A 20,927-nucleotide genomic window follows, 5' to 3' on the forward strand; every position below is an offset into this window, starting at 1 on the left:
ATCTCCCAACTATTTTTCATATTTTTTTAAAAATTCTTCTATTTCCTCATTAGTCATAATTATTGTCCTTGGTTTTGAACCTTCATGAGGGCCTATTATTCCGCTTTCTTCCATTTGATCTACTATTCTTGCCGCTCTTGAATATCCTACTTTAAGTTTTCTTTGTAAAAATGATATTGATGCCTGTTCATCTGTTAAAACATAATTTACGGCGCTTAAAAATAATGGATCTCTATCTTTTTCTATCTCTTTTTTCTTTTGTATCTCTTCTATAACTTTATTTCTGTCTTCTTCTAATTCCTCTGAATTAACCCTAACGAAATCTATTACACGTTCAACTTCTTCATCTGATATAAAAGCACCTTGAATTCTCTTTGGTTTGGAATAAAATCCTGGATAGAATAACATATCACCTTTTCCTAAAAGTTTTTCAGCACCGCCCATATCAAGTATGGTTCTTGAATCAACTGATGAGGAAACTGAAAAAGCTATTCTTGATGGGATATTTGCCTTTATTGTTCCTGTAATTACGTCAACAGATGGTCTTTGGGTTGCTATTATTAAATATATGCCTGCTGCCCTTGCCATTTGTGCAAGCCTTGCAATATAATCTTCAACTTCGCTTGAAGCTACCATCATAAGGTCAGCTAATTCATCTACAATTACAACAATTTTTGGTAAAGCTTCTCCATCATTTGCAAGCATTTTTTTATTATAGCCTTGAATATCACGAACTGCATTTTCAGCAAAAGCTTTGTATCTTTTTTCCATTTCGTCAACCGCCCAATTTAAAGCATAAGCAGCTTTTTTAGGATTTGTTACTACAGGTATTAAAAGATGTGGTATTCCATTGTATATTGAAAGTTCTACAACTTTTGGGTCAATTAATACAAGTCTTACATCTTTAGGTGAAGATTTATAGATTATACTTGTTATAATTCCATTTATACAAACAGATTTACCGCTTCCGGTGGCTCCTGCAATAAGCAAATGTGGCATTTTATCTATCGATGAGATAATATTTTTGCCAGAAACATCTTTACCTAAGGTTAAAGGTAATTGACTTTCTAAATTTTTAAATTCATTAGAATCAATCATCTCTCTTAAAGTAACTGAAGCTTTCTTTTTGTTTGGAACTTCTATTCCCACAACGGATTTACCCGGTATAGGTGCCTCTATTCTTATATCGGAGCTTGCTAAACTAAGAGCTAAATTATCACTTAAAGAAACAATTTTGCTAAGCCTTACTCCTGGAGAAGGTTCCAATTCATAACAAGTTATAGTCGGTCCCTTGTTAATAGCTGTAATTTTTGATTCAATCCCAAAATTTGCCATTGTTTCTTCAATAATTTTTTTATTTTTCAAAATTTCATCGTTGTTTTCTCTATTTTTATCTGAGGAAAAGTTCAAAAGTTCTAAAGGAGGAAATACATATTCTTTTTCTTCTTCTATTAATTCAAAATCCGCCTCATCATCAATAGAATCTTCATCTAATTGATTTTCCTTAGCCTTATTATCTTTAAAAATATCTTTATTTACAGGATCTTCGCTAATTTTTTCTATTTTATCAATTTTATTGTTTTCTAAATTGGAAATTTTTTCTGGATTGTTATTACTGTCATTAAAGTCATTTATTTTAACTTCCGTAAAATCTTCAAGGATAACATTACTTTCCTTATCTTTTAAATCAACTTTATTTTTTTCATAAGACTTTTCATTTTTTACTTTTTTAGCTTCTTTTTTTACTAAATTATGCTCTCTTTGAATTTTTAATTTTGTAACAAAATTTTGAAATTTATTTGAAATAAAATTAAAAGTTTTCTTAATATGAGACAAATTAAAAGAAAAAGTCCAAAATAAAGTTCCAAGTATAATTAAACTTGTCAAAACATAAGATCCAAGTGTACCAAATAGTTTATACATAAAAAAGCCAAAAGTCGCTCCGATTATTCCACCGCCTTTTCCAACAGTAGCATATTCAGAAGAAAGATTTATTCTCTCAATTAAAGTTAAATTTTGACCTTTATTTACATCAAATAAAATAAGCACGCATATTAAAAGAATAAGTGATGAAAAAATATATTTTTTTGCATTTTCTTTTAAATTTTCTATTACTAAAGTGAATCCGACAAAAATAATAAGCAAGGACAAAATAAAGTTTGCTCCTCCGCTAAAATAAGAAAAAGCCTTGTAAAGCAAATCCCCTATAATGCCCATTTTATCTGAAAAAATACTTATAAATGAAATTAAACCAAGCAGAATTAAAATAATTCCTATTAACTCTGAACTTGGTAAATTATTAGTCTTTTTAGTCTTTCTTTTGCGTGTTTTATTCATCTTCCACCTCTTGTTAAATTATAACATACTTTGTAAGATAAACAAATGTTTGTATTATACTCCTGTATGCCCGAACCCCCCTTGAGAACGGTCTGTAGAGGATAGTTCATCAACGAGTTCTATTTGAGCTCTTTCATATTTTATAAATACAAGTTGAGCTATTCTATCTCCATTTTCAATTACTATGTCTTCTTTCCCAAGATTAATTAAAATAACTTTTAATTCTCCCCTATAATCTGAATCAATTGTTCCTATTCCGTTAGGCAGTGAAAGACCTTTTTTTAAAGCAAGCCCTGAACGAGCTCTAACTTGACCTTCATACCCTTCAGGTATTTCAAGAAAAATCCCCGTTGGAACCAATACCCTATCTAAAGGTTTAATAATAAGACTCTCATCTAAATTTGCACGAAGATCCATGCCGCTTGAGCCCTTAGTTTCATATTTTGGAAGCTCATTTTTACTTTTGTTTATAATTTTAACTTTCATTTTTCCTCCATAAAAAAAGCATGAACTTGGTTCATGCCTATTTTAATTATTCTTGTTCCGATTCTTTTTCTTTTGATTTATCATCTTTCTTTTTATCAGGTTTTGGTAACAAAGCCTTTCTGGAAAGAGAGATTTTTCCATCATCATCAATATCTATAACTTTAACAATTACTTTGTCATTTACCTTGAATAAATCTTCAACTTTTTCAGTTCTTTCATGTTGCATTTCTGAAATGTGAAGTAAGCCTTCAGTTCCTTTTTTAAGTTCCACAAAGGCACCAAACTTCATAATTTTTTTAATTTTACCGTTATAAATATCCCCTATTTCAACTTCTTTAACTATTCCTTCGATTATATCAATTGCTTCCTGAGCTTTTTCATGATCATTTGAAATTACGCTGATTTTACCATCATCATCAATATCAATTTTAACTCCGGTTTGTTCAATAATTTTATTTATAACCTTTCCGCCTGCACCAATAACTTCACCTATTTTGTCAGGATCAATAGTCATTGTATAAATAATAGGTGCATATGGAGATAAGTGATCTCTTGGCTTATCAATAGCAGATTTTATAGTTTCAAGAATTGTTAGTCTTGCTTTTTTAGCTCTTCCAAGAGCATCTTCAAGAATTTCTTTTCTTATACCTTCAACCTTTATATCCATTTGTAGTGCAGTTATACCTTCACTTGTTCCAGCAACTTTAAAGTCCATGTCTCCAAAGTGATCTTCTAAACCTTGAATATCAGTTAAGATTTTTGTAATTCCATTTTCTTCAATTAGTCCCATAGCAATTCCTGCAACAGGAGCTTTAATAGGAACACCTGCATCCATTAGAGAAAGAGTTGAACCACAAACACTTGCTTGTGAAGATGAACCATTAGAGCTTAAAACTTCAGATACAACTCTTATAGCATAAGGAAATTCTTCTTCTGAAGGTAAAACCGGTATAAGAGCTCTTTCAGCCAAGGCTCCATGACCAATTTCACGTCTTCCAGGTCCTCTCATAGGTTTTGTGTCCCCTACTGAATATGGAGGAAAATTATAATGGTGAATATATCTCTTAGGTGTATCGTCCCCTAAACCATCAATAACTTGAACTTCAGATAAACCCGCCAAAGTTGTTAAAGATAACACTTGAGTTTGTCCTCTTTTAAAAAGTCCTGAACCATGGGTTCTTTTTAAAAGTCCAACTTCCGCTGAAAGTTCTCTTATTTCATCAAGAGCCCTTCCATCAGGACGCTTTTCTTCTTCAATTATTTGACGTCTTACTTCTGCTACTTCTATTCCTTCCATTATTGATTCAATATCTTTTGAAAATTCTTCCATTTCAGCTTCAAAGTGTTGTCTTATATCTTCCTTAGCTGCTTCAGTTTTTTCTATTCTTAATAATTTATCTTTTTCATTTATTGCATCAATAATTAAATTTCTGCCATATGCAGTAACTTTTTCCTTCAACTCTTCATTTGGAATAAAGACTTCGTAATCCATCTTTTCTTTTCCAACTTCTTCAGTGATTTCAGAAACGAACTTACATATTTTCTTAATTTCTTCATGTCCAGCCAAAATTGCTCCAAGCATTTCTTCTTCACTTACAATATCAGATCCTGCTTCAACCATCATGATTGCAGTTTCTGTTCCTGATAAAGAAAGAGAAATTTTTGATTTATTTCTTTCTTCTTCATTTGGATTTATAATATATTTTCCGTCTATCATTCCAACAAAAACAGATCCAGTTGGACCGTCAAATGGAATATCCGATATGGAAAGGGCAATACTTGAACCAACCATAGCAACAATATCAGGCTGGCAATCTTGATCTACAGAAAGTGCAGTTGCAACTATTTGTACATCATTTCTAAAGCCTTCCGGAAATAAGGGCCTAATAGGTCTGTCAATAAGTCTTGCAGTCAATATAGCCTTTTCGCTTGGTTTTCCTTCTCTTTTAATAAAACCTCCCGGCATTTTTCCCACTGCATACATTTTTTCTTCATAATCAACACTTAAAGGAAAAAAATCAATTCCTTCCCTTGGTAATTTTGAAGAAGTTGCAGTTACAAGAATAGCAGTATCGCCATATTCCACAAGACAGGCTCCATTTGCTTGTTCTGCAAATTTTCCTATTGTTACCTTCATTGTTCTTCCGGCAATTTCCGCTTTGAAAATTTGTTCCATACATCCTCCTTTTTTATAAAAAAGAGCGGGCTTTAACCCCGCTCGTTAACCTCTAATATCTAATTTTTCAACTAAAGTACGATATCTTTCAATGTCTTTATCTTTTAGATATCTAAGAAGATTTCTTCTCTTACCTACCATTTTTAGAAGTCCCCTTCTTGAATGATGGTCTTTCTTATGTTCTTTTAAATGTTCATTTAATTCATTAATTCTCTTAGTAAGAATAGCTATTTGTACTTCAGGAGAACCTGTATCTCCTTCATGAGTTTTATAACTTTCAATAATTTCTAATTTTTCTTCTTTGTTTAACATTTTATTCCTCCATTAATTTAATCTGCCTTTATCAAAGTAAGCGCCGAGGAACGTCAAACCTTGACAAGGTACATATTTAGTTTATCATATTAAGCTTCTATTTGTCTATTGTTTTTCTATTTCTAATTATATCTACGTCTTTTTTTATTTGTTCAAAAAGTTCTTCAACATTATCAAATATAAGCATATCTCTCAATCTTTTAATAAAATCAACCCGTATAACTTTTCCGTAAATATCTTGGTTAAAATCTAAAATATTTGCTTCTATTTTTACCCCTTCATTTTTAAATGTGGGGTTATTTCCAACACTTGTTGCTGCCTTATATCTTTTATTGTCTATAATTACATCTGTATCATAAACTCCATACTTGGGAAGTATATATTGCTTTTTGGGAATTATATTTGCAGTTGGAAATCCCATTTTCTTTCCTAAGTTTTTTCCATGACTTACTTTGCCTATTATTGCAAATGGCCTACCTAAAAGGTCTCCTGCTTCTTCTACAGAACCATTTTCAACAAGACTTCTTATAAGGGTGGAAGATACTATTTTCCCATTTTTCTTATAAGCTTCAATGATATCAAGACTTATATTTTTTTCATGAGCAAAACTTTTTAAACTTTCTAAATCTCCCTTTGCTTTATATCCAAACCTGTAATCATAACCAACTACAATACCCATAACTTTAAGATTTTTATACAAAAAGTCATTAAGAAAAACTAGAGGATCAAGTTTCATAAAAGCTTCATCAAATTCAATTTCGTATATTAGATCAATTCCCAAACTTTGTAAAATTTCATATTTATAAGGGTTTGATGTTAGTAATTTTTTATTTGAATTTTCACCATTAATGGTTTTTTCAGTATTTTCTTTAAAAATTAAAATACTTGCCTTAATATTTTTTTCTTTTGCCCTTTTAATTGCTTGTTTTATTAATTTTTGATGTCCTGTGTGAACTCCGTCAAAATTTCCAAGAGCAATTATAGAATTTTCTTCAGCTTTAAAATTCATGTCTATTTTTAAAATTTTCATATTAATATTCTAATTTTTAACCTTCCGTCAATAAAATTTCCAATTCCTATAAATTGGTTTTTACAGTATATCCTTTTCATAGAAGAATCTGCATTTTCATCATAATATTTAATGCCATTTAAGAGTTTATCATAAAAAGAATCTTTTATATTATATTTAGGCAAATAATATAAAGCTTCTTCCATAGAATAAAGCTTTGAATTTATTTCTTCAAGACTTAAATTTTTTAGCTCTTCTAAAGTTATAGCTTCATTGATGGTAAATCTTCCTACCCTGGTCCTGACTAAGCTTGTCATTACACAAAAAGAATTAAGACTTATTCCTATGTCATGAACTAAGGTCCTAATATAAGTGCCACTTGAACATGAAACTTTAAGTTTTAAATTTTTTTCATCAATAAGTTCCAAGTTATAAATTTCAACTTGTCTTTTAGGCCTTTCAATAACTTGACCTTTTCTTGCCAAATTATATAGTTTTTGACCATTGATTTTAATTGCCGAAAACATTGGAGGAGTCTGCAATATTTTCCCTTGAAATTCTTTTAAAACTTTTTTTATTTCCTCTATCCTTGGAATATTTTGAGTTTTATTTAAAATTTTCCCCGTTGAATCCTGGGTATCAGTTTCATATCCAAATTCTAAGCCTGCAATATATTCTTTAGAATCATTTGAGATATAGCTTGCAACTTTAGTTGCTTTATTAATACACATAGGAAGAACACCCTCAGCCATTGGATCAAGGGTGCCTGTATGTCCTATTTTTTTTATTTTAAGTTTGTTTCGTAAATGATATACAACGTCATGGGACGTCATTCCCTTGCTTTTGTTTATAACTAAAATTCCAAGCATTTAAATTCCTCATCTATTACTTTTATAACTTCTTTTTCAGCCTCTATGATTGGAAATCTAATTGTTCCTCCTGCAGCTCTTATATGTCCACCGCCTTCAAAGTGTCCTACTATTTTTGTGCAATCTATATATTTTTTTGAACGAGTTGAAATCCTTGTGTCTTTTCCCTTTTCTTTTAAAAGCACAGCCAATTCGACCCCTTCTATATCTCTTACAAATTCGACAATTCCATCAGCATCTGATTTTTTTGCTCCAGTATTTAACATATCTTCATCAGTTACCTTAACAATGGCAGCTTTTCCGTTTTGTAAATACAAAATATTTTTTACACTTAAAACTAAAAGTGATGTCTTTTCAACACTTCTTGATTGAAATAAATTTATAGTTATTTGGTTTAAATCTATTCCTAAACTTAAAAGCTTTCCAGCTACTTCAAAGGTCCTTTCTCTTACGGAATCATACTTAAAACTTCCTGTATCCGAAGATATGGCTGTAAATAGGCAAGTTGCCGTATCAATATCCAAACTTCCCATTTGAGATAATAATTCATATAAAATTTCCCCTGTTGCAGGTGCTTTAGGGTCCACTATATTTAAATCTGCAAAATTTGTATTTGTCCTATGATGATCAATATTTACAGTTTTTTTAGCACTTTTAAATATTTTTTTAGCACTTTCTCCTATTCTGTCTTCATCTCCACAGTCAAGAGTTATAAATAGATCTGGTTTAATTTTAATTTCATCTGATTTTTTCAAAAATTTTATATTTGGTAAAAATTTTAAATTTTCTGGTAAAATATCATCTTCTATTGCGTAAACTTCTTTTTTATCTTTAAAAAAAGAATACATACCTAATAGAGAACCCAGATTGTCACCATCAGGATTTAAATGAGAAGCGAGGACTACAGTCCTCGCCTCACTAATAAACTTATTGAACTTGTCCATGGTTTACCTCTTTTATAAGTTCTTCCATTTTCATGTTTATATCAAGGGATTCATCGTTTATAAAAATTAAATCAGGCATTGCACGAAGTTTAAGACTTTTGGAAATTTCTTTTTTTATAAATCCCTTTGCCGAATTTAAACCTTCAATTGCATCTTCTTTAATTTTTTCATCACCCATTATTTGAACATAAACTTTTGCATAAGACAAATCTCTTGTAACTTCAGTATGGGAAATACTTATAATTTCAGGTATCCTTGGATCTTTTATTTTATTTTGCACTATATCTGAAATGACTCTTCTCATTTCTTCAGAAATCTGACTTAATCTTCTATTGTTCATTTTCTTTCTACTTCCTTCATAATGAAAGCTTCAAAAGAATCTTCTTCTTTAATATCGTTAAATCCGTCAAGAACCATTCCGCCTTCAAAACCGGTTTGAAGTTCTTTAACGTCATCTTTAAATCTTTTTAAGGAAGAAATTCCGCCTTCAAATATTACTTTATCATCTCTTAAAACTCTTATTGTAGAATTTCTTGTAATCTTTCCGGATAAAACATAAACTCCTGCAACAATATTGTTATTTGGAAGTTTAAAGGTTTGTCTTACTTGACACCTTCCTTGTACTTCTTCAACAAATTCAGGTTCAAGCATTCCTTTTGCAGCTGCTTCAATATCATTTATAATATCGTAAATAACTCTATAAGTTCTTACATCAACTTCTTCAGCTTTTGCAAGTTCAATTGCATTAATATTAGGTCTTACGTTAAAGCCTATTACAATAGCATTTGATGCTGATGCAAGAGTTATATCGGATTCATTAATTCCTCCAACTCCTGAGTGAACTATTGAAATTTTTACTTCGTCATTTGAAATTTTAAGAAGAGATTGACACAAAGCTTCAACTGAGCCCTTTACATCTCCCTTGACAATTAAATCAAGTTCCTTCATCTCTCCTTCTTTAATTTTATCAAACAAGTTTTCAAGAGAAACTTTATTAGCGTTATTTAATTTATTTTCCCTTAAAATTTCTTTATTTTTATCTGCAATTGTCTTGGCAGTCTTATCGTCTTTCACTGCATAAATAAGATCTCCTGCATTAGGCACATCAGATAAACCTAAAATCACAGCTGGCATGCTTGGGCCTGCTTTTTTTATCCTTTTACCCTTGTCATCATTCATTGCTCTTATTCTGCCGCTAGCAATACCTGAAACAACAAAGTCATTTGCCTTTAAAGTACCTTTTTGTACAAGAACAGTTGCCATAGGTCCCTTACCCTTATCAAGTTTTGCCTCGATTATTGTTCCTATTGCCATTCTGTTAGGATTTGCTTTTAATTCTCCCATTTCAGCTACAAGTAAAATCATTTCAAGTAAATCGTCAATTCCTTCTTTTGTTCGAGCTGAAACAGGAACCATAATTGTATCTCCGCCCCAATCTTCAGCAATAAGGTTTTGCTCACTTAACTCTTGTTTTACCCTGTCTATATTTGCACTTTCCTTGTCAATTTTATTAATAGCTACAATTATAGGAACGTGGGCTGATCTGGCATGGGAAATAGCTTCAATTGTTTGAGGCATAACTCCATCATCAGCTGCTACTACGAGGATAGCCACATCTGTAATTTGTGCTCCTCTTAAACGCATAGCGGTAAATGCTTCGTGGCCCGGTGTATCTAAAAATGTTATTTTCTTTCCCTTAGATGTAACTGTATGAGCACCTATGTGTTGTGTAATCCCACCTGCTTCAGTTGAAGTTACATGTGACTCTTTTATAGCATCAAGTATTGAAGTCTTACCATGGTCAACGTGACCCATTACAGTTACAACAGGAGGTCTTGCCTTCAAAGATTTTTCAGGATCTTCAAAATCAAGTTCAAAACTTTCTTCAATTGATTCTTCAACTCCAGGAGCTGAAATCTCAATTTCGATTCCTAAATCATCAGCTAAAAGTTCGCAAACATCAGAATCTATTGACTCATTTTGACTTGCCATAATTCCCAAGCCTATAAGTTTTGTAATAATAGTTGAAACACTTACATCCAGTGCCTTGGCAAAATCTTTTACCATAAGAGGTGCTTGAACTTGGATTACAACATTTTCCTCAACTTCAACTTCTTTTTTTAATTGTTTTTTTACTTTTTTCTTAGGAGCTTTCTTTGATAAATCTCTTTGCTTATACTCTTCTTGAAGCTCAAATCTATCAACTTTATTATTTTTATAATTTTTATTTTTGGAGCTTTTTTTCTTTGAGTATTCTTGTTTTTTTGCATCTTTTTCAGTTAAAACCTCGCTCATTTTATTAAACGAACGACTTTTAACCTTTCTATCTTGCTTGTAGTCTCCATTTTCTCTATTTGAATCTTTAAAAGACCTCTCTTTAGTTTTGAAGTTATGATTTTTTTCTCTATTTTGGTCTTTATTATTGTCATTTCTTTTATTATTAAATTTATTTTCAGAATAATCTGCTTTATTATTTCTATCTTTTTTAAAGTTTTTTTGACTTGTATTTTTATTGTTTCTGCCGCTATCTATATTGTCTTTTCTATCTTTAGTGTCCCTATTATTAAATCTATTCTTGTTGGGATCAAATCTTTTTTTAGGTTCTCTTGAACTCTTCTGATCTTTAGCTTCTATAGTATTACCCTCTGTCTTTTTATTAAAATTTTGCTTTTTGTTAGTTTTATTTTCCTTAACCTTATTATTTGTAGGTGAGTTTTTTTGATTTTTTTATTATAAGAATCTCTAATTTTTTTTCTTCTGCATCAGTTAAGGTTGAAAAATGATTTTTGACTTCTATATTTAAATTGTTAAGTTTTTCTAAAAGTTCTTTACTGCTAACCCCAATTTCTTTAGCAAGAGCATGTACTCTAATGTTTGCCATACAACACCTCCCTGGTGCTTTTACTTACTTATGGAATTCTTCAAGTCTTCATATTGCTCATTTTTTATTTCCATCTCAAAAGCTCTATTAAGTGCTCTTGTTTTTATAGCCCCATTAAGACATTCCAAATTATCACAAATATAAGCACCTCTACCATTTGCTTTTCCCGTTCTATCTACAAAAACCTCATTTTCTTTAGTCTTCACTACTCTTATTAAATCTTTTTTAGGTTTTTGCTGTCCGCATCCTATGCACTTACGCATAGGAATCTTTCTTTCTTTTTTCATATAAGACTATTCTCCTTGAAAGTCTGACAATTCATCATTTGATTCTTCATTTTCTTCAACTTCATTGCCCTTTCTCATTTCATAATCTTCTTCGCTTTCATATCCCAGTTTTTCATATAAGTCATCTTCTGTCATATTATTTTCTTCAAGATATTCTTCAAACTGTGATTCACTTTTAATATCAATTTTCCAATTTGTAAGTTTTGCAGCAAGTCTTGCATTTTGTCCTTCTTTTCCTATAGCAAGAGAAAGTTGATAATCCGGCACAACTACTAAAGCTGATTTTTCTTTATCGTCAACAAATACTTTCTCTACACTTGAAGGGCTTAATGAATTTGCAATAAAATGATCAATTTCTTTTTCCCATATTACTATGTCTATTTTTTCATCATGTAAGTCATCAACAATAGCCTTTACCCTTTGACCTTTATATCCAACACAAGCACCTAAAGCATCAACTTCTTCATTTTTAGAAAAAACTGCAATTTTTGTTCTTGAGCCTGCTTCTCTTGCTATTGAATAAATTTCAACAATACCGTCATGAATTTCTGGAACTTCTATTTCAAAAAGCCTTTTTATTAAATTTGGATGAGATCTGGAAAGTATTATTTGAGGTCCTTTGCTTGTTTTTTTAACTTCAAGCAAAAGCATTTTATACCTGTTTCCGTGAGAGTAATCTTCTCCCTTTATCTGTTCTCCTGGAGGCAATATTCCCTCAGTGTTTCCAAGTTCAACATAAACATATCCCTTAGATGATCTTTGGATAAGACCTGTTATTAATTCATTTTCCCTATCTAAAAATTCATCATAGATAATATCTCTTTCTGCATCCTTAATTTTTTGAATTACAACTTGCTTTGCTGTTTGAGCTGCGATTCTTCCAAAATCTTTAGGGTTTATCGTTTCCTTATAAATATCCCCAAGTTCATATCTGTGATTTATTTTTTTTGCATCATCTATTGAAATTTGAAGAAGTTCGTCTTCTACTTCTTCAACAACTTCTCTGTTTGCAAATACATCTATATGACCATCTTCTCTATTTATCTTTACTTCTACATTTTGGTTTGTTCCGAAATTTTTTTTGTAACTTGTAAGCAAAGCAGATTCAAGTGCATCAAATATGATGTCTTTTTTAACTCCTTTTTCATTTTCAAGTTGATTTAATGCCAATATAAATTCTTCGTTCATAATTCCTCTCTAAAAAACTATTTTCTGTTCCATGTGTGAAATTGATTTAATGGGTAATTTTATAATGTTTCCATCGTTTTCTAAATATACGAATTCCCCATCATAATCCTTTAGACTTCCTTCATAAATTTTTTTACCATCTAAAGGAGCGTACAATTTTGCTTCAACTAAATTATCTAAATTTCTTCTATAATCATCCCTGGTTTTAATTGGTCTATCAAGACCGGGAGAAGAAATCTCAAGATAGTAGGGCTTATTTATTAAGTCCAGATCTTCTATTTCTTTGTCTATCTTTCTTGTCATGTTACTGCAGTCTTCTAAATCAATCCCTTCTTTTTTATAAATATAAATTGAAAGTAAATCATGTTTAGAGCCGACCTTGTATTCAATATCAACTATTTCATAACCAAGTTCTCTTGCAGCATTTTCTGCCATAGGCCATATTTTTTCTTTTAAGATTTTTTTGTCCATATGCCCTCCTATCAAAAAACAAAGAGTGGGATGGCCCACTCTTAGGATGTTTATTATCGTTCATAATAAATTATAACATAAATATGAAATTTAACAAGTTTTTGCCTCTTAGGCTTATGAAATGGTGATTATAAAAAATTAAATATTGAAATTTGATTTGTAGTATCCATATTATCAAAGCAGCCTTGATTTTTTAGCATTTCAACAATTGATTTTGTGGCCTTAGTCTTTTCAATAAAGTCCTCTACTGAAATATATTTATAATTTTCACTAGATTTAACAATTTCATTTGCAATGTTTTCTCCAAGCCCTGGCAAAGACATTAAAGGGACCCTTATATTATTTCCTTCAATTTTAAATTTTTTGGCATCTGATTTATAAATATCAACTCCCAAGAAATTATAACCTCTTGAAATCATTTCAAGAGCAAGTTCCAAAACCGTTTTTTGGTCCTTGTCCTTTTGTGTAGGCTTAGGATCGTTGGATATTTCTTGAATTCTTTCCTTTATAGATTTTTGCCCTGCTAAAATGTATTCTAAAGAAAAATCCGATAATTTATTAGTAAAATAAGTTGTATAAAAAGCCAAGGGGTAATTTAATTTATACCAGGCAACTCTAAAAGATAACATAACATAAGCAACCGCATGGGCCTTAGGAAACATATACTTAATTTTTAAACAAGCATCGATATACCAATCAGGAAGAGGAAGTTTTTTCATTATTTCCATTTGCTCTTCTGTCAGTCCCTTTCCCTTACGAACTTTTTCCATAGTAAAAAATGCCATTTTATTTTCTGCTCCCGCTTGAATTAAATAAATCATAATATCCTCACGAGTTGAAATAACTTGACTTAGCTCTGCTCTTTTTTCGTCCACTAATATTTCTGCATTATTTGTCCACACGTCAGTTCCATGGGACAGTCCAGAAATTCTTACAAGCTCTGAAAAAGTTTTTGGTTTTGTTTTTATGAGCATGCGCTTTACAAAATCCGTTCCAAATTCAGGTATGCCTAAGGTTCCCGTAGGAGTTGAACAAATTTTTTCATCTATTCCCAAGCCTTCAGTTGAAGAAAACAACTTCATTGTCCTTTCATCATTAAGCTCAATAGTTGAAGAGTTAACTTTTGTTAAATCTTCAAGCATTTTAATAATAGTTGGGCCATCATGACCTAATATATCAAGTTTTAAAATTTTTCCATGGAGAAAATTATAGTCAAAATGTGTTGTTATAACATTTGTGCTAGCCTTGTCTGCAGGATGCTGAATTGGTGAAAAATCAAAAATATCACTTGTCTTTGGAACAATCATAACTCCGCCGGGATGCTGACCTGTGGTTCTTTTTATTCCTACAATTGAACCAGCAAGCCTATCTTTTTCCGCTTGTCTTATCATCTTATTTTCATAAAAATCATTTATATAACCGTAGGCTGTTTTTTCTGCAATTGTTCCTATTGTTCCTGCCCTAAAAACATACCCCTCTCCAAATAATTCTTCTGTGTATTTATGAGCTACTGGTTGATACTCACCGGCAAAGTTAAGGTCTATATCAGGCTCCTTATCTCCTTCAAAACCTAAAAAAACTTCAAAGGGAATATTATGGCCATCTCTTCTCATTTCTTCTCCACAAAGAGGGCAATTTTTCACCGGTAAATCTATCCCGGACCCAACTGATTTTTCATCTACAAATTCTGAATGTTTACACTTAGGACACACATAATGAGGCGGAAGAGGATTTACTTCTGTAATCCCTGCCATTGTAGCTGCAAAGGACGAACCAACCGATCCCCTTGATCCTACAAGGTAACCATCTTTATTTGACTTTGTTACAAGTTTTTGAGCAATGATATATAAAACTGCATATCCGTTCCCGATTATTGAACTAAGTTCCTTTTCCAATCTTTCTTCAACAATTTTTGGTAAATTATCTCCATAGATTTCGTGAGCTTTTTTATAAGTCATTTCTCTTAAATCATGTTCAGAGCCCTCTATATATGGTGGAAATTTTCCATCAGGAAGAGGTTTTATTTCTTGGCACATGTTTGCTATTTCTATGGTGTTATCTATAACTATTTTTTCTTTTTCCTCACCCAAGTAATTAAATTCCTCCATCATCTCATCGCTTGTTCTAAAATATAGCTTTTGAGGAATTTTTTCTTCTTCCCTGGTTGGACCTTGTTTGCCATTTAAAACAATTCTTCTGATTAAGTCTTCATGTTGATCTAAATAATAAGAATCGCTGTCTGCAACCACAATTTTATTTAATTTTTTACCTATTCGGACAATTTCTTTATTTATATTTATTAAATCATCCTTTGTAAGTTTATCCTGAACAATGTAGTTAATATTGTTATCTATAGGTTGAATTTCCAAGTAATCATAAAATTCTGCTATTTTTAAAATTTCTTCTTGCGGCTTTTTAAAATAAATTGCCTGCCATAAATCAGATTCTGAATTTCCGCTACCGTATAAAAGTCCTTGCCTCATAGATTTAAGAAGAGATTTTGGAATTTTCGCTTCTTTGGAAAAGTAGTTTAAATGAGATTGACTTACAAGTTTATATAAATTTTTAAGTCCTACTTTATCTTTAATAAGAATTGTCATTGATGTAGGAAATAAAACTCCTTTTTTTATATCTTTAAATAATAGATTTATTTCCTCAAAACTTTTAGGATTTCCTGCAAGACTTAATAATTTTATAAACACATGAGCTGTTGCTTCAGCATCATTTACGGCCCTGTGCGCCCCTATAAGGCTAACTCCGAGGACTTTTGATATCGCAGATAGATTAAATCTTTTTTGGCCTTTTAAAAGCGCTCTTGAAAGAAATAAGGTATCTAAAACAGGATAATCAAAATTTAAATTTTTATCATTCATCTCTCTTCTTATAAAAGAAATATCAAATTGAGCATTATGAGCTACTAAAGTTGATCCTTCAATAAAATTTTTAAAATCATAAATTACCTTATCTATTGTGGGCTCATCAGCAAGCATAGCATTACTAAGGCCTGTTAAATTTTGAACCGTCAAAGGAATCTCTCTTTCAGGGTTTATTAGCTGAGAAAATCTGTCAACAATTTCTCCATCTACAACTTTTACAGCTCCTATTTCAGTTATCTTATCCCTATAAGGCGAAAGACCTGTAGTTTCAATGTCAAAGACAACATAAGAATTGTTAAAATCATGATTTTCGTAATAATCAACTATATTTCCTTCATCTTCTATCATTCTTCCATCTAATCCATATAAAATTTTTATATTGTTTTTTTCTGCAAACTCGCTTGCTTCTGGAAAGGCCTGAACGTCTGTTAAATCTGTTATGGCAATGGCAGGATGACCCCATTCTTGAGCTTTTTTTGCAAATTTTGAAAATTCCGTTACTCCGCTCATAGTGGTCATTTTTGAATGAAGTCTTAGTTCAACACGTTTTTTATTATATTTATCTTCCTTTTCAATCTTTTCAAGCTTTTTTATATAATTTACCATTATTACATCAGTTTTTGAAAAGCTATCAAAAGTAAATTTACCACAAACTTCCACATAATCATTTACTTTAAAACTATTAAAAAATGATTGAGCTTTTTTATTTGAAATAAATACTTTACATTCAATGGAATTGGAATAATCCGTAAGATAAATCATTGCTAAAATTTTTCCACTTTTTGTTTCCTTACTGTCTAATTTGAAAATATAACCTTTTATTTTTACATTTGTAAATTCAGATGACAAATCATTAATTGAAACTTCTTCACCAGATGTTTTTTTGCCGTAAGTATTTATTATTTCCTTATCAGTTTTTTTAAATGATAGATTTTGGTTTGCTGCTTGTACACTTTTGCAAGCCTCTTTTTCCATATTTTCCAATTCTTTATAATAATCATTTAATAAGTCTTCAGCTTCTTTAAATTCTTCATTAAAAGTTAATTGAAATTTATAATTATCTTTTAAAACTTCATCATTAAGCCTTTTTAAAGCATCATTATTTAAGATAGCTTTATAAGTAATTTTATCCGGAGCCTCTAAATTTATTGTTTTTAAATCTTCATCAATTTTCAAATCTTCTTTTTTTAACCAACTTTGAATTGATGGGCAATTCTTAATTAAAAATGAAAATACCTTATCTTCAATTTCTTTTATTTCTTTTACTTCAAAATAAACATTTACTAGTATTTCTTTTAAGTAATCTTTTAAGGCTTCCCTTATTTCATTTTTTATTTTCTCATCCAATTCATAGCCTGTAAAAAAAACAAGGTTTAAATCCATTTTTTCTTCATTAAATTTAATTGATCCTAACTTTATTTCTTCAGCATCTATATTTAATTTTAAATTTAATTTATTTAAAATATTTTTTAAATTAACCACAGTTTCTCCTTATTCTAAATTTTCATAAAAAAATACAGCGTCTTTATCTATATTATATCAAAAGACACTGCATATATTTTATTTCAATTTAATTTTTCTATTTCTTCTAAAAGGGCTTCTAATAATTTATTTTCATCAACTGTTCTTACAATTTGACCTTTTTTAAAAATTACTCCCTTTCCATTTCCTCCGGCAATTCCTAAATCTGCTTCTCTTGCCTCTCCCGGTCCATTTACTCTGCAACCCATTAAGGCAACTTTTATATTTTTATTTATTTTGCCAAAATTTTTTTCAGCTTCATTTACAAGAGAAATTAAATCTATTTTAGTTCTTCCACAAGTTGGGCAAGAAATTATTTCTATTCCGTCTCTTCTAAGATCTAAAGATTTTAAAATTTCTTTTGCAAGATAAACTTCTTCTATAGGATCTGAGGTTAACGAAACACGAATTGTGTCCCCTATTCCTTCTGCAAGTAAAGTTCCTATGCCAATTGCAGATTTTATCGACCCTGTCTTGGGTGGTCCCGCCTCTGTTACTCCTAAATGTAGCGGAGTATCAATAAGTTTTGAAAATTTTCTGTAAGAATCAATCATAAGTTTTACATTTGATGCTTTTAAAGAAACTTTTATATCTTTAAAACCCAAACTTTCCAATTCATTAACTTCTTCAAGGGCACTGTAACAAATTGAATTTTCATTAACTCCTTTAAAGTCGTCTAAAAATTTTTGTTTTATAGAACCTGAATTTACTCCTACTCTTATAGAAATTCCTTTATCCTTACAGGATTCAACAACTTCTTTTACCTTCCACTTTTCTCCTATATTACCTGGATTTATTCTCATTCCGTCAATTCCAAATTTCGCCGCTAAAAGAGCAAGTTTATAGTCATATTGAATATCCGCTATTGTTGGAATGTGTATTTTTTCTTTTATTTTAGGTATTGCTTGAGCATCTTCAAGGTCATTAATTGCAAATCTTATTATGTCACAACCTGCCTCTTCAAGTTCAAGTATTTGTTTTACAGTTTCTTCTACATTTTTAGTATCTGTATTTGTCATTGATTGAATTGATATAGGGCTTTTATTTCCAATCGGAACATTGCCTACGTGAATCAATCTCGTCTTTTTTCTTTCAAACATTTTTTACCTTCTTAAATCTACAAATACTGTAATAAAAATCATAAGACCGATTAAAAATACAAAACCTGCTAAATTTATAAAAGTTTCAAATTTTTCATTTACCGGTTTTTTTCTTATGGCTTCTACAAGTAATAAAACAAACTTTCCTCCGTCAAGAGCCGGTATTGGAAGCAAATTTATAACTCCTAAGTTTGCACTTATAAGTCCCGTTATAAATAAAAGGGATATAATACCTTGTTTAGTGCTTTTTCCTATAGTTTTTATAACTCCAATGGGTCCTGATAAATTATTAAGTCCAGCTTTTCCTGTAATTAACATAGCAAGTGCCTTGAAAACACCCTCAACCACTTGAAAAGTAGTTTTAAAACCTGCAGAAATAGAAGTTAATAAACTTCTTTTAATAATTGGCGTAAAACCTATTAACTTTCTTCCTTCTTTGTCTTTAAAAGTATTAACTTTAAATTCTTTATCTATACCATCACTAAGGACTTTAACTTCCACCTGATCATTTTTTGAATCATTTATAGCGTCGATTATCTCCGCAAAAGTTTTCGTTTCTTTGTTGTCTATGCTTACAATCCTATCTCCCGGCATAATTCCTGCAGATTTTGCAGGCATATTATCCATAAGACTTGCAACTTGCGTGGTTTGAACTCCTAAAAATAAACTTGTTATTGTAAAAATTACAATAGCTAAGACAAAATTCATAAAAGCACCTGCAACTACAACTATCATTCTCTTATAAACAGGGGCACTTCCAAAAGATCTGGAATCTTGGCTATGGGAATCTTCGCCTTCCATTGCACAATATCCTCCCATAGGAATCGCTCTTAAAGTGTATAAAGTTTCTCCTTTTTTCTTTTGAAATATTTTGGGACCCATGCCCACTGCAAACTCGTTAACTTTTATGTCGGAAGCTTTTGCCGCCATAAAATGTCCTCCTTCATGCAGTAATACAACCAAAAGAAAAACTATTATTGAACCTAATATCGTTGCCATGTTTCCTCCTTTATTTTACAATTGAAAAAAGAATATGAACCATAAAAATAACAACTAATATGCTGTCAAATCTGTCCAATACTCCTCCGTGACCTGGAAATATTTTTCCATAGTCCTTTATTTTGCAGTCTCTTTTTATTTTAGAGGCAATTAAATCACCAATTTGAGATACTATTGAAGCAAGTATTAAAAATAAAATCATGTAAACATTAAAACTTATTCCCAAAAAGGTAAGTAGGGCTAATGAAGATAAAAGGCTTCCCAAGAGTCCTCCTATAGCCCCTTCCACACTCTTATTTGGACTTACTCTTTCAATTAATTTATGTCTGCCCATAGTAACACCTACAATATAGGCAAAAGTGTCCGTTGCAAAGGCAATTACAAAGACTAAATAAATATAATAAGTTCCTTCCAAATCATTTATTAAATTAAAAATAAATGGAAGGTAAAAAAAAGAAAAAATTGAATATATGGCATCTTGACTTGTATTTTTTTCCCTAAAAACAAATATAAATGCAATTATAAGGGATAAAAATATAGATGCTGAATAATTCAAGTTTATTTCTTTAAAATACATATCTGAAATTCTAAGTAAAAACAATAAAATTGTAGGTAAAATTATGCTTGGCATTATTAAATTTATGCCAATATTTTTAAAGGCGTTTTTAAGTTCAAAAACACCTATTATTGATAAAATAAAAATAGCACTTCTTAAGATTATTCCTCCTCTTGTTAAGACAAAATATAAGGCTATAATCCCAAATACTGCTGTTAATGTCCTTTTAGAAAGTTGCGACAACTAAAGTCCTCCATATCTGCGATTTCTGTTTTGATATTCAACTATAGCTTCATAAAATTTTTCTTTTGTAAAGTCCGGCCACAAAATATCTGTAAAATAAAATTCAGCATAAGCAAGTTGATATAACATAAAATTAGAAATTCTTTTTTCTCCACCTGGCCTTATTAGTAGGTCGATAGGTGCCTGATCATTGGTGTATAAATATTTTTCAAATAATCTTTCTTCAATACTTGAAACAGAAATTTTGTCCCTTAAAACATCTTGAGAAATGTTTTTACAGGCATTTATTATTTCCATATGAGATCCATAATTCAAGGCAATATTTAATATCATTTTATCATTTTGCTCAGTTTCCTTCAATGCACGTTCTATTTCTTTTTGAACAGGAATTGGAAAAGCTTTATAATCTCCACAAAGATTAATTCTAACTCCATTTTTAACAATCCTGTCTAATTGGCTTTTTATATATTTTATAAGTAAATCTTCTAAAGCATTTATCTCATCTTCAGGTCTTTTCCAATTTTCAGTTGAAAAAGCATATAAACTTAAACTTTTGACATTTATATTGTAAGCCGCTTCAACAATATCTATAACTCTTTTTGCCCCTTCCCTATGGCCCATAGGTCTTGGCATAAATCTTTTTTTTGTCCCATCTTCCGTTTCCATCCATTA

General features: G+C 30.6%; 18 protein-coding genes. All 18 read right to left on the bottom strand.

Features of this window, described 5'->3' with window-relative positions; genetic code table 11:
- Window positions 1–9 precede the first annotated feature (9 nt).
- A complete protein-coding gene (locus HMPREF1253_RS08680; RefSeq protein WP_023056363.1) occupies window positions 10–2,337 on the bottom strand; it encodes a DNA translocase FtsK in 2,328 nt (775 codons plus the stop codon).
- Between the two features lie 54 nt (window positions 2,338–2,391).
- Window positions 2,392–2,823: a dUTP diphosphatase gene (gene dut, locus HMPREF1253_RS08685; protein ID WP_023056401.1), complete on the bottom strand. Its 432-nt coding sequence runs from the start codon at window positions 2,821–2,823 to the stop codon at window positions 2,392–2,394.
- 46 nt (window positions 2,824–2,869) lie between these two features.
- A complete protein-coding gene (locus HMPREF1253_RS08690; RefSeq protein WP_023056371.1) occupies window positions 2,870–4,999 on the bottom strand; it encodes a polyribonucleotide nucleotidyltransferase in 2,130 nt (709 codons plus the stop codon).
- 45 nt (window positions 5,000–5,044) lie between these two features.
- Window positions 5,045–5,311 (bottom strand): 30S ribosomal protein S15, encoded by a 267-nt coding sequence (gene rpsO / locus HMPREF1253_RS08695; RefSeq protein WP_023056423.1) that lies wholly within the window; start codon window positions 5,309–5,311, stop codon window positions 5,045–5,047.
- A 97-nt stretch (window positions 5,312–5,408) separates the two neighbouring features.
- Window positions 5,409–6,341 carry a bifunctional riboflavin kinase/FAD synthetase gene (locus HMPREF1253_RS08700; protein ID WP_023056349.1) on the bottom strand — a complete coding sequence of 311 codons (933 nt, stop codon included), beginning with the start codon at window positions 6,339–6,341 and terminating at the stop codon, window positions 5,409–5,411.
- Window positions 6,338–7,189: a tRNA pseudouridine(55) synthase TruB gene (gene truB, locus HMPREF1253_RS08705; protein WP_023056413.1), complete on the bottom strand. Its 852-nt coding sequence runs from the start codon at window positions 7,187–7,189 to the stop codon at window positions 6,338–6,340. The genes HMPREF1253_RS08700 and truB overlap by 4 nt, the downstream gene beginning before the upstream one ends.
- Window positions 7,174–8,133 carry a bifunctional oligoribonuclease/PAP phosphatase NrnA gene (locus tag HMPREF1253_RS08710; RefSeq protein ID WP_023056360.1) on the bottom strand — a complete coding sequence of 320 codons (960 nt, stop codon included), beginning with the start codon at window positions 8,131–8,133 and terminating at the stop codon, window positions 7,174–7,176. Before HMPREF1253_RS08710 ends, truB begins: the two co-directional genes overlap by 16 nt.
- Complete coding sequence (gene rbfA / locus HMPREF1253_RS08715) at window positions 8,117–8,473, bottom strand: 30S ribosome-binding factor RbfA (protein WP_023056341.1); 357 nt, start codon at window positions 8,471–8,473, stop codon at window positions 8,117–8,119. The genes HMPREF1253_RS08710 and rbfA overlap by 17 nt, the downstream gene beginning before the upstream one ends.
- Window positions 8,470–10,428 carry a translation initiation factor IF-2 gene (gene infB, locus HMPREF1253_RS08720; RefSeq protein WP_023056326.1) on the bottom strand — a complete coding sequence of 653 codons (1,959 nt, stop codon included), beginning with the start codon at window positions 10,426–10,428 and terminating at the stop codon, window positions 8,470–8,472. The genes rbfA and infB overlap by 4 nt, the downstream gene beginning before the upstream one ends.
- A gap of 403 nt (window positions 10,429–10,831) precedes the next feature.
- Window positions 10,832–11,014 (bottom strand): translation initiation factor IF-2 N-terminal domain-containing protein, encoded by a 183-nt coding sequence (locus HMPREF1253_RS10550; RefSeq protein ID WP_023056410.1) that lies wholly within the window; start codon window positions 11,012–11,014, stop codon window positions 10,832–10,834.
- A gap of 20 nt (window positions 11,015–11,034) precedes the next feature.
- Window positions 11,035–11,301: an RNase P modulator RnpM gene (gene rnpM / locus HMPREF1253_RS08730; RefSeq protein ID WP_023056353.1), complete on the bottom strand. Its 267-nt coding sequence runs from the start codon at window positions 11,299–11,301 to the stop codon at window positions 11,035–11,037.
- A 6-nt stretch (window positions 11,302–11,307) separates the two neighbouring features.
- A complete protein-coding gene (gene nusA / locus HMPREF1253_RS08735) occupies window positions 11,308–12,489 on the bottom strand; it encodes a transcription termination factor NusA (RefSeq protein ID WP_023056348.1) in 1,182 nt (393 codons plus the stop codon).
- A 9-nt stretch (window positions 12,490–12,498) separates the two neighbouring features.
- A complete protein-coding gene (gene rimP, locus HMPREF1253_RS08740) occupies window positions 12,499–12,960 on the bottom strand; it encodes a ribosome maturation factor RimP (RefSeq protein ID WP_023056405.1) in 462 nt (153 codons plus the stop codon).
- Between the two features lie 128 nt (window positions 12,961–13,088).
- Window positions 13,089–17,318 (bottom strand): PolC-type DNA polymerase III, encoded by a 4,230-nt coding sequence (locus HMPREF1253_RS08745; RefSeq protein ID WP_023056387.1) that lies wholly within the window; start codon window positions 17,316–17,318, stop codon window positions 13,089–13,091.
- Between the two features lie 83 nt (window positions 17,319–17,401).
- The gene (gene ispG / locus HMPREF1253_RS08750) at window positions 17,402–18,457 is read right to left on the bottom strand and encodes a flavodoxin-dependent (E)-4-hydroxy-3-methylbut-2-enyl-diphosphate synthase (RefSeq protein ID WP_023056319.1); all 1,056 of its coding nucleotides are present in this window, start codon (window positions 18,455–18,457) and stop codon (window positions 17,402–17,404) included.
- Window positions 18,458–18,460: 3 nt separating this feature from the next.
- Complete coding sequence (gene rseP / locus HMPREF1253_RS08755; protein WP_023056356.1) at window positions 18,461–19,456, bottom strand: RIP metalloprotease RseP; 996 nt, start codon at window positions 19,454–19,456, stop codon at window positions 18,461–18,463.
- Between the two features lie 10 nt (window positions 19,457–19,466).
- Window positions 19,467–20,255 (bottom strand): phosphatidate cytidylyltransferase, encoded by a 789-nt coding sequence (locus tag HMPREF1253_RS08760; protein ID WP_023056415.1) that lies wholly within the window; start codon window positions 20,253–20,255, stop codon window positions 19,467–19,469.
- Window positions 20,256–20,888, bottom strand: a complete 633-nt coding sequence (gene uppS / locus HMPREF1253_RS08765; protein WP_238318896.1) for a polyprenyl diphosphate synthase — start codon at window positions 20,886–20,888, stop codon at window positions 20,256–20,258. It abuts the gene before it with no gap.
- Window positions 20,889–20,927: the final 39 nt, after the last annotated feature.

This window comes from Peptoniphilus sp. BV3C26 (assembly GCF_000478985.1).
Classification (GTDB): Bacteria; Bacillota; Clostridia; order Tissierellales; family Peptoniphilaceae; genus Peptoniphilus_B; species Peptoniphilus_B koenoeneniae.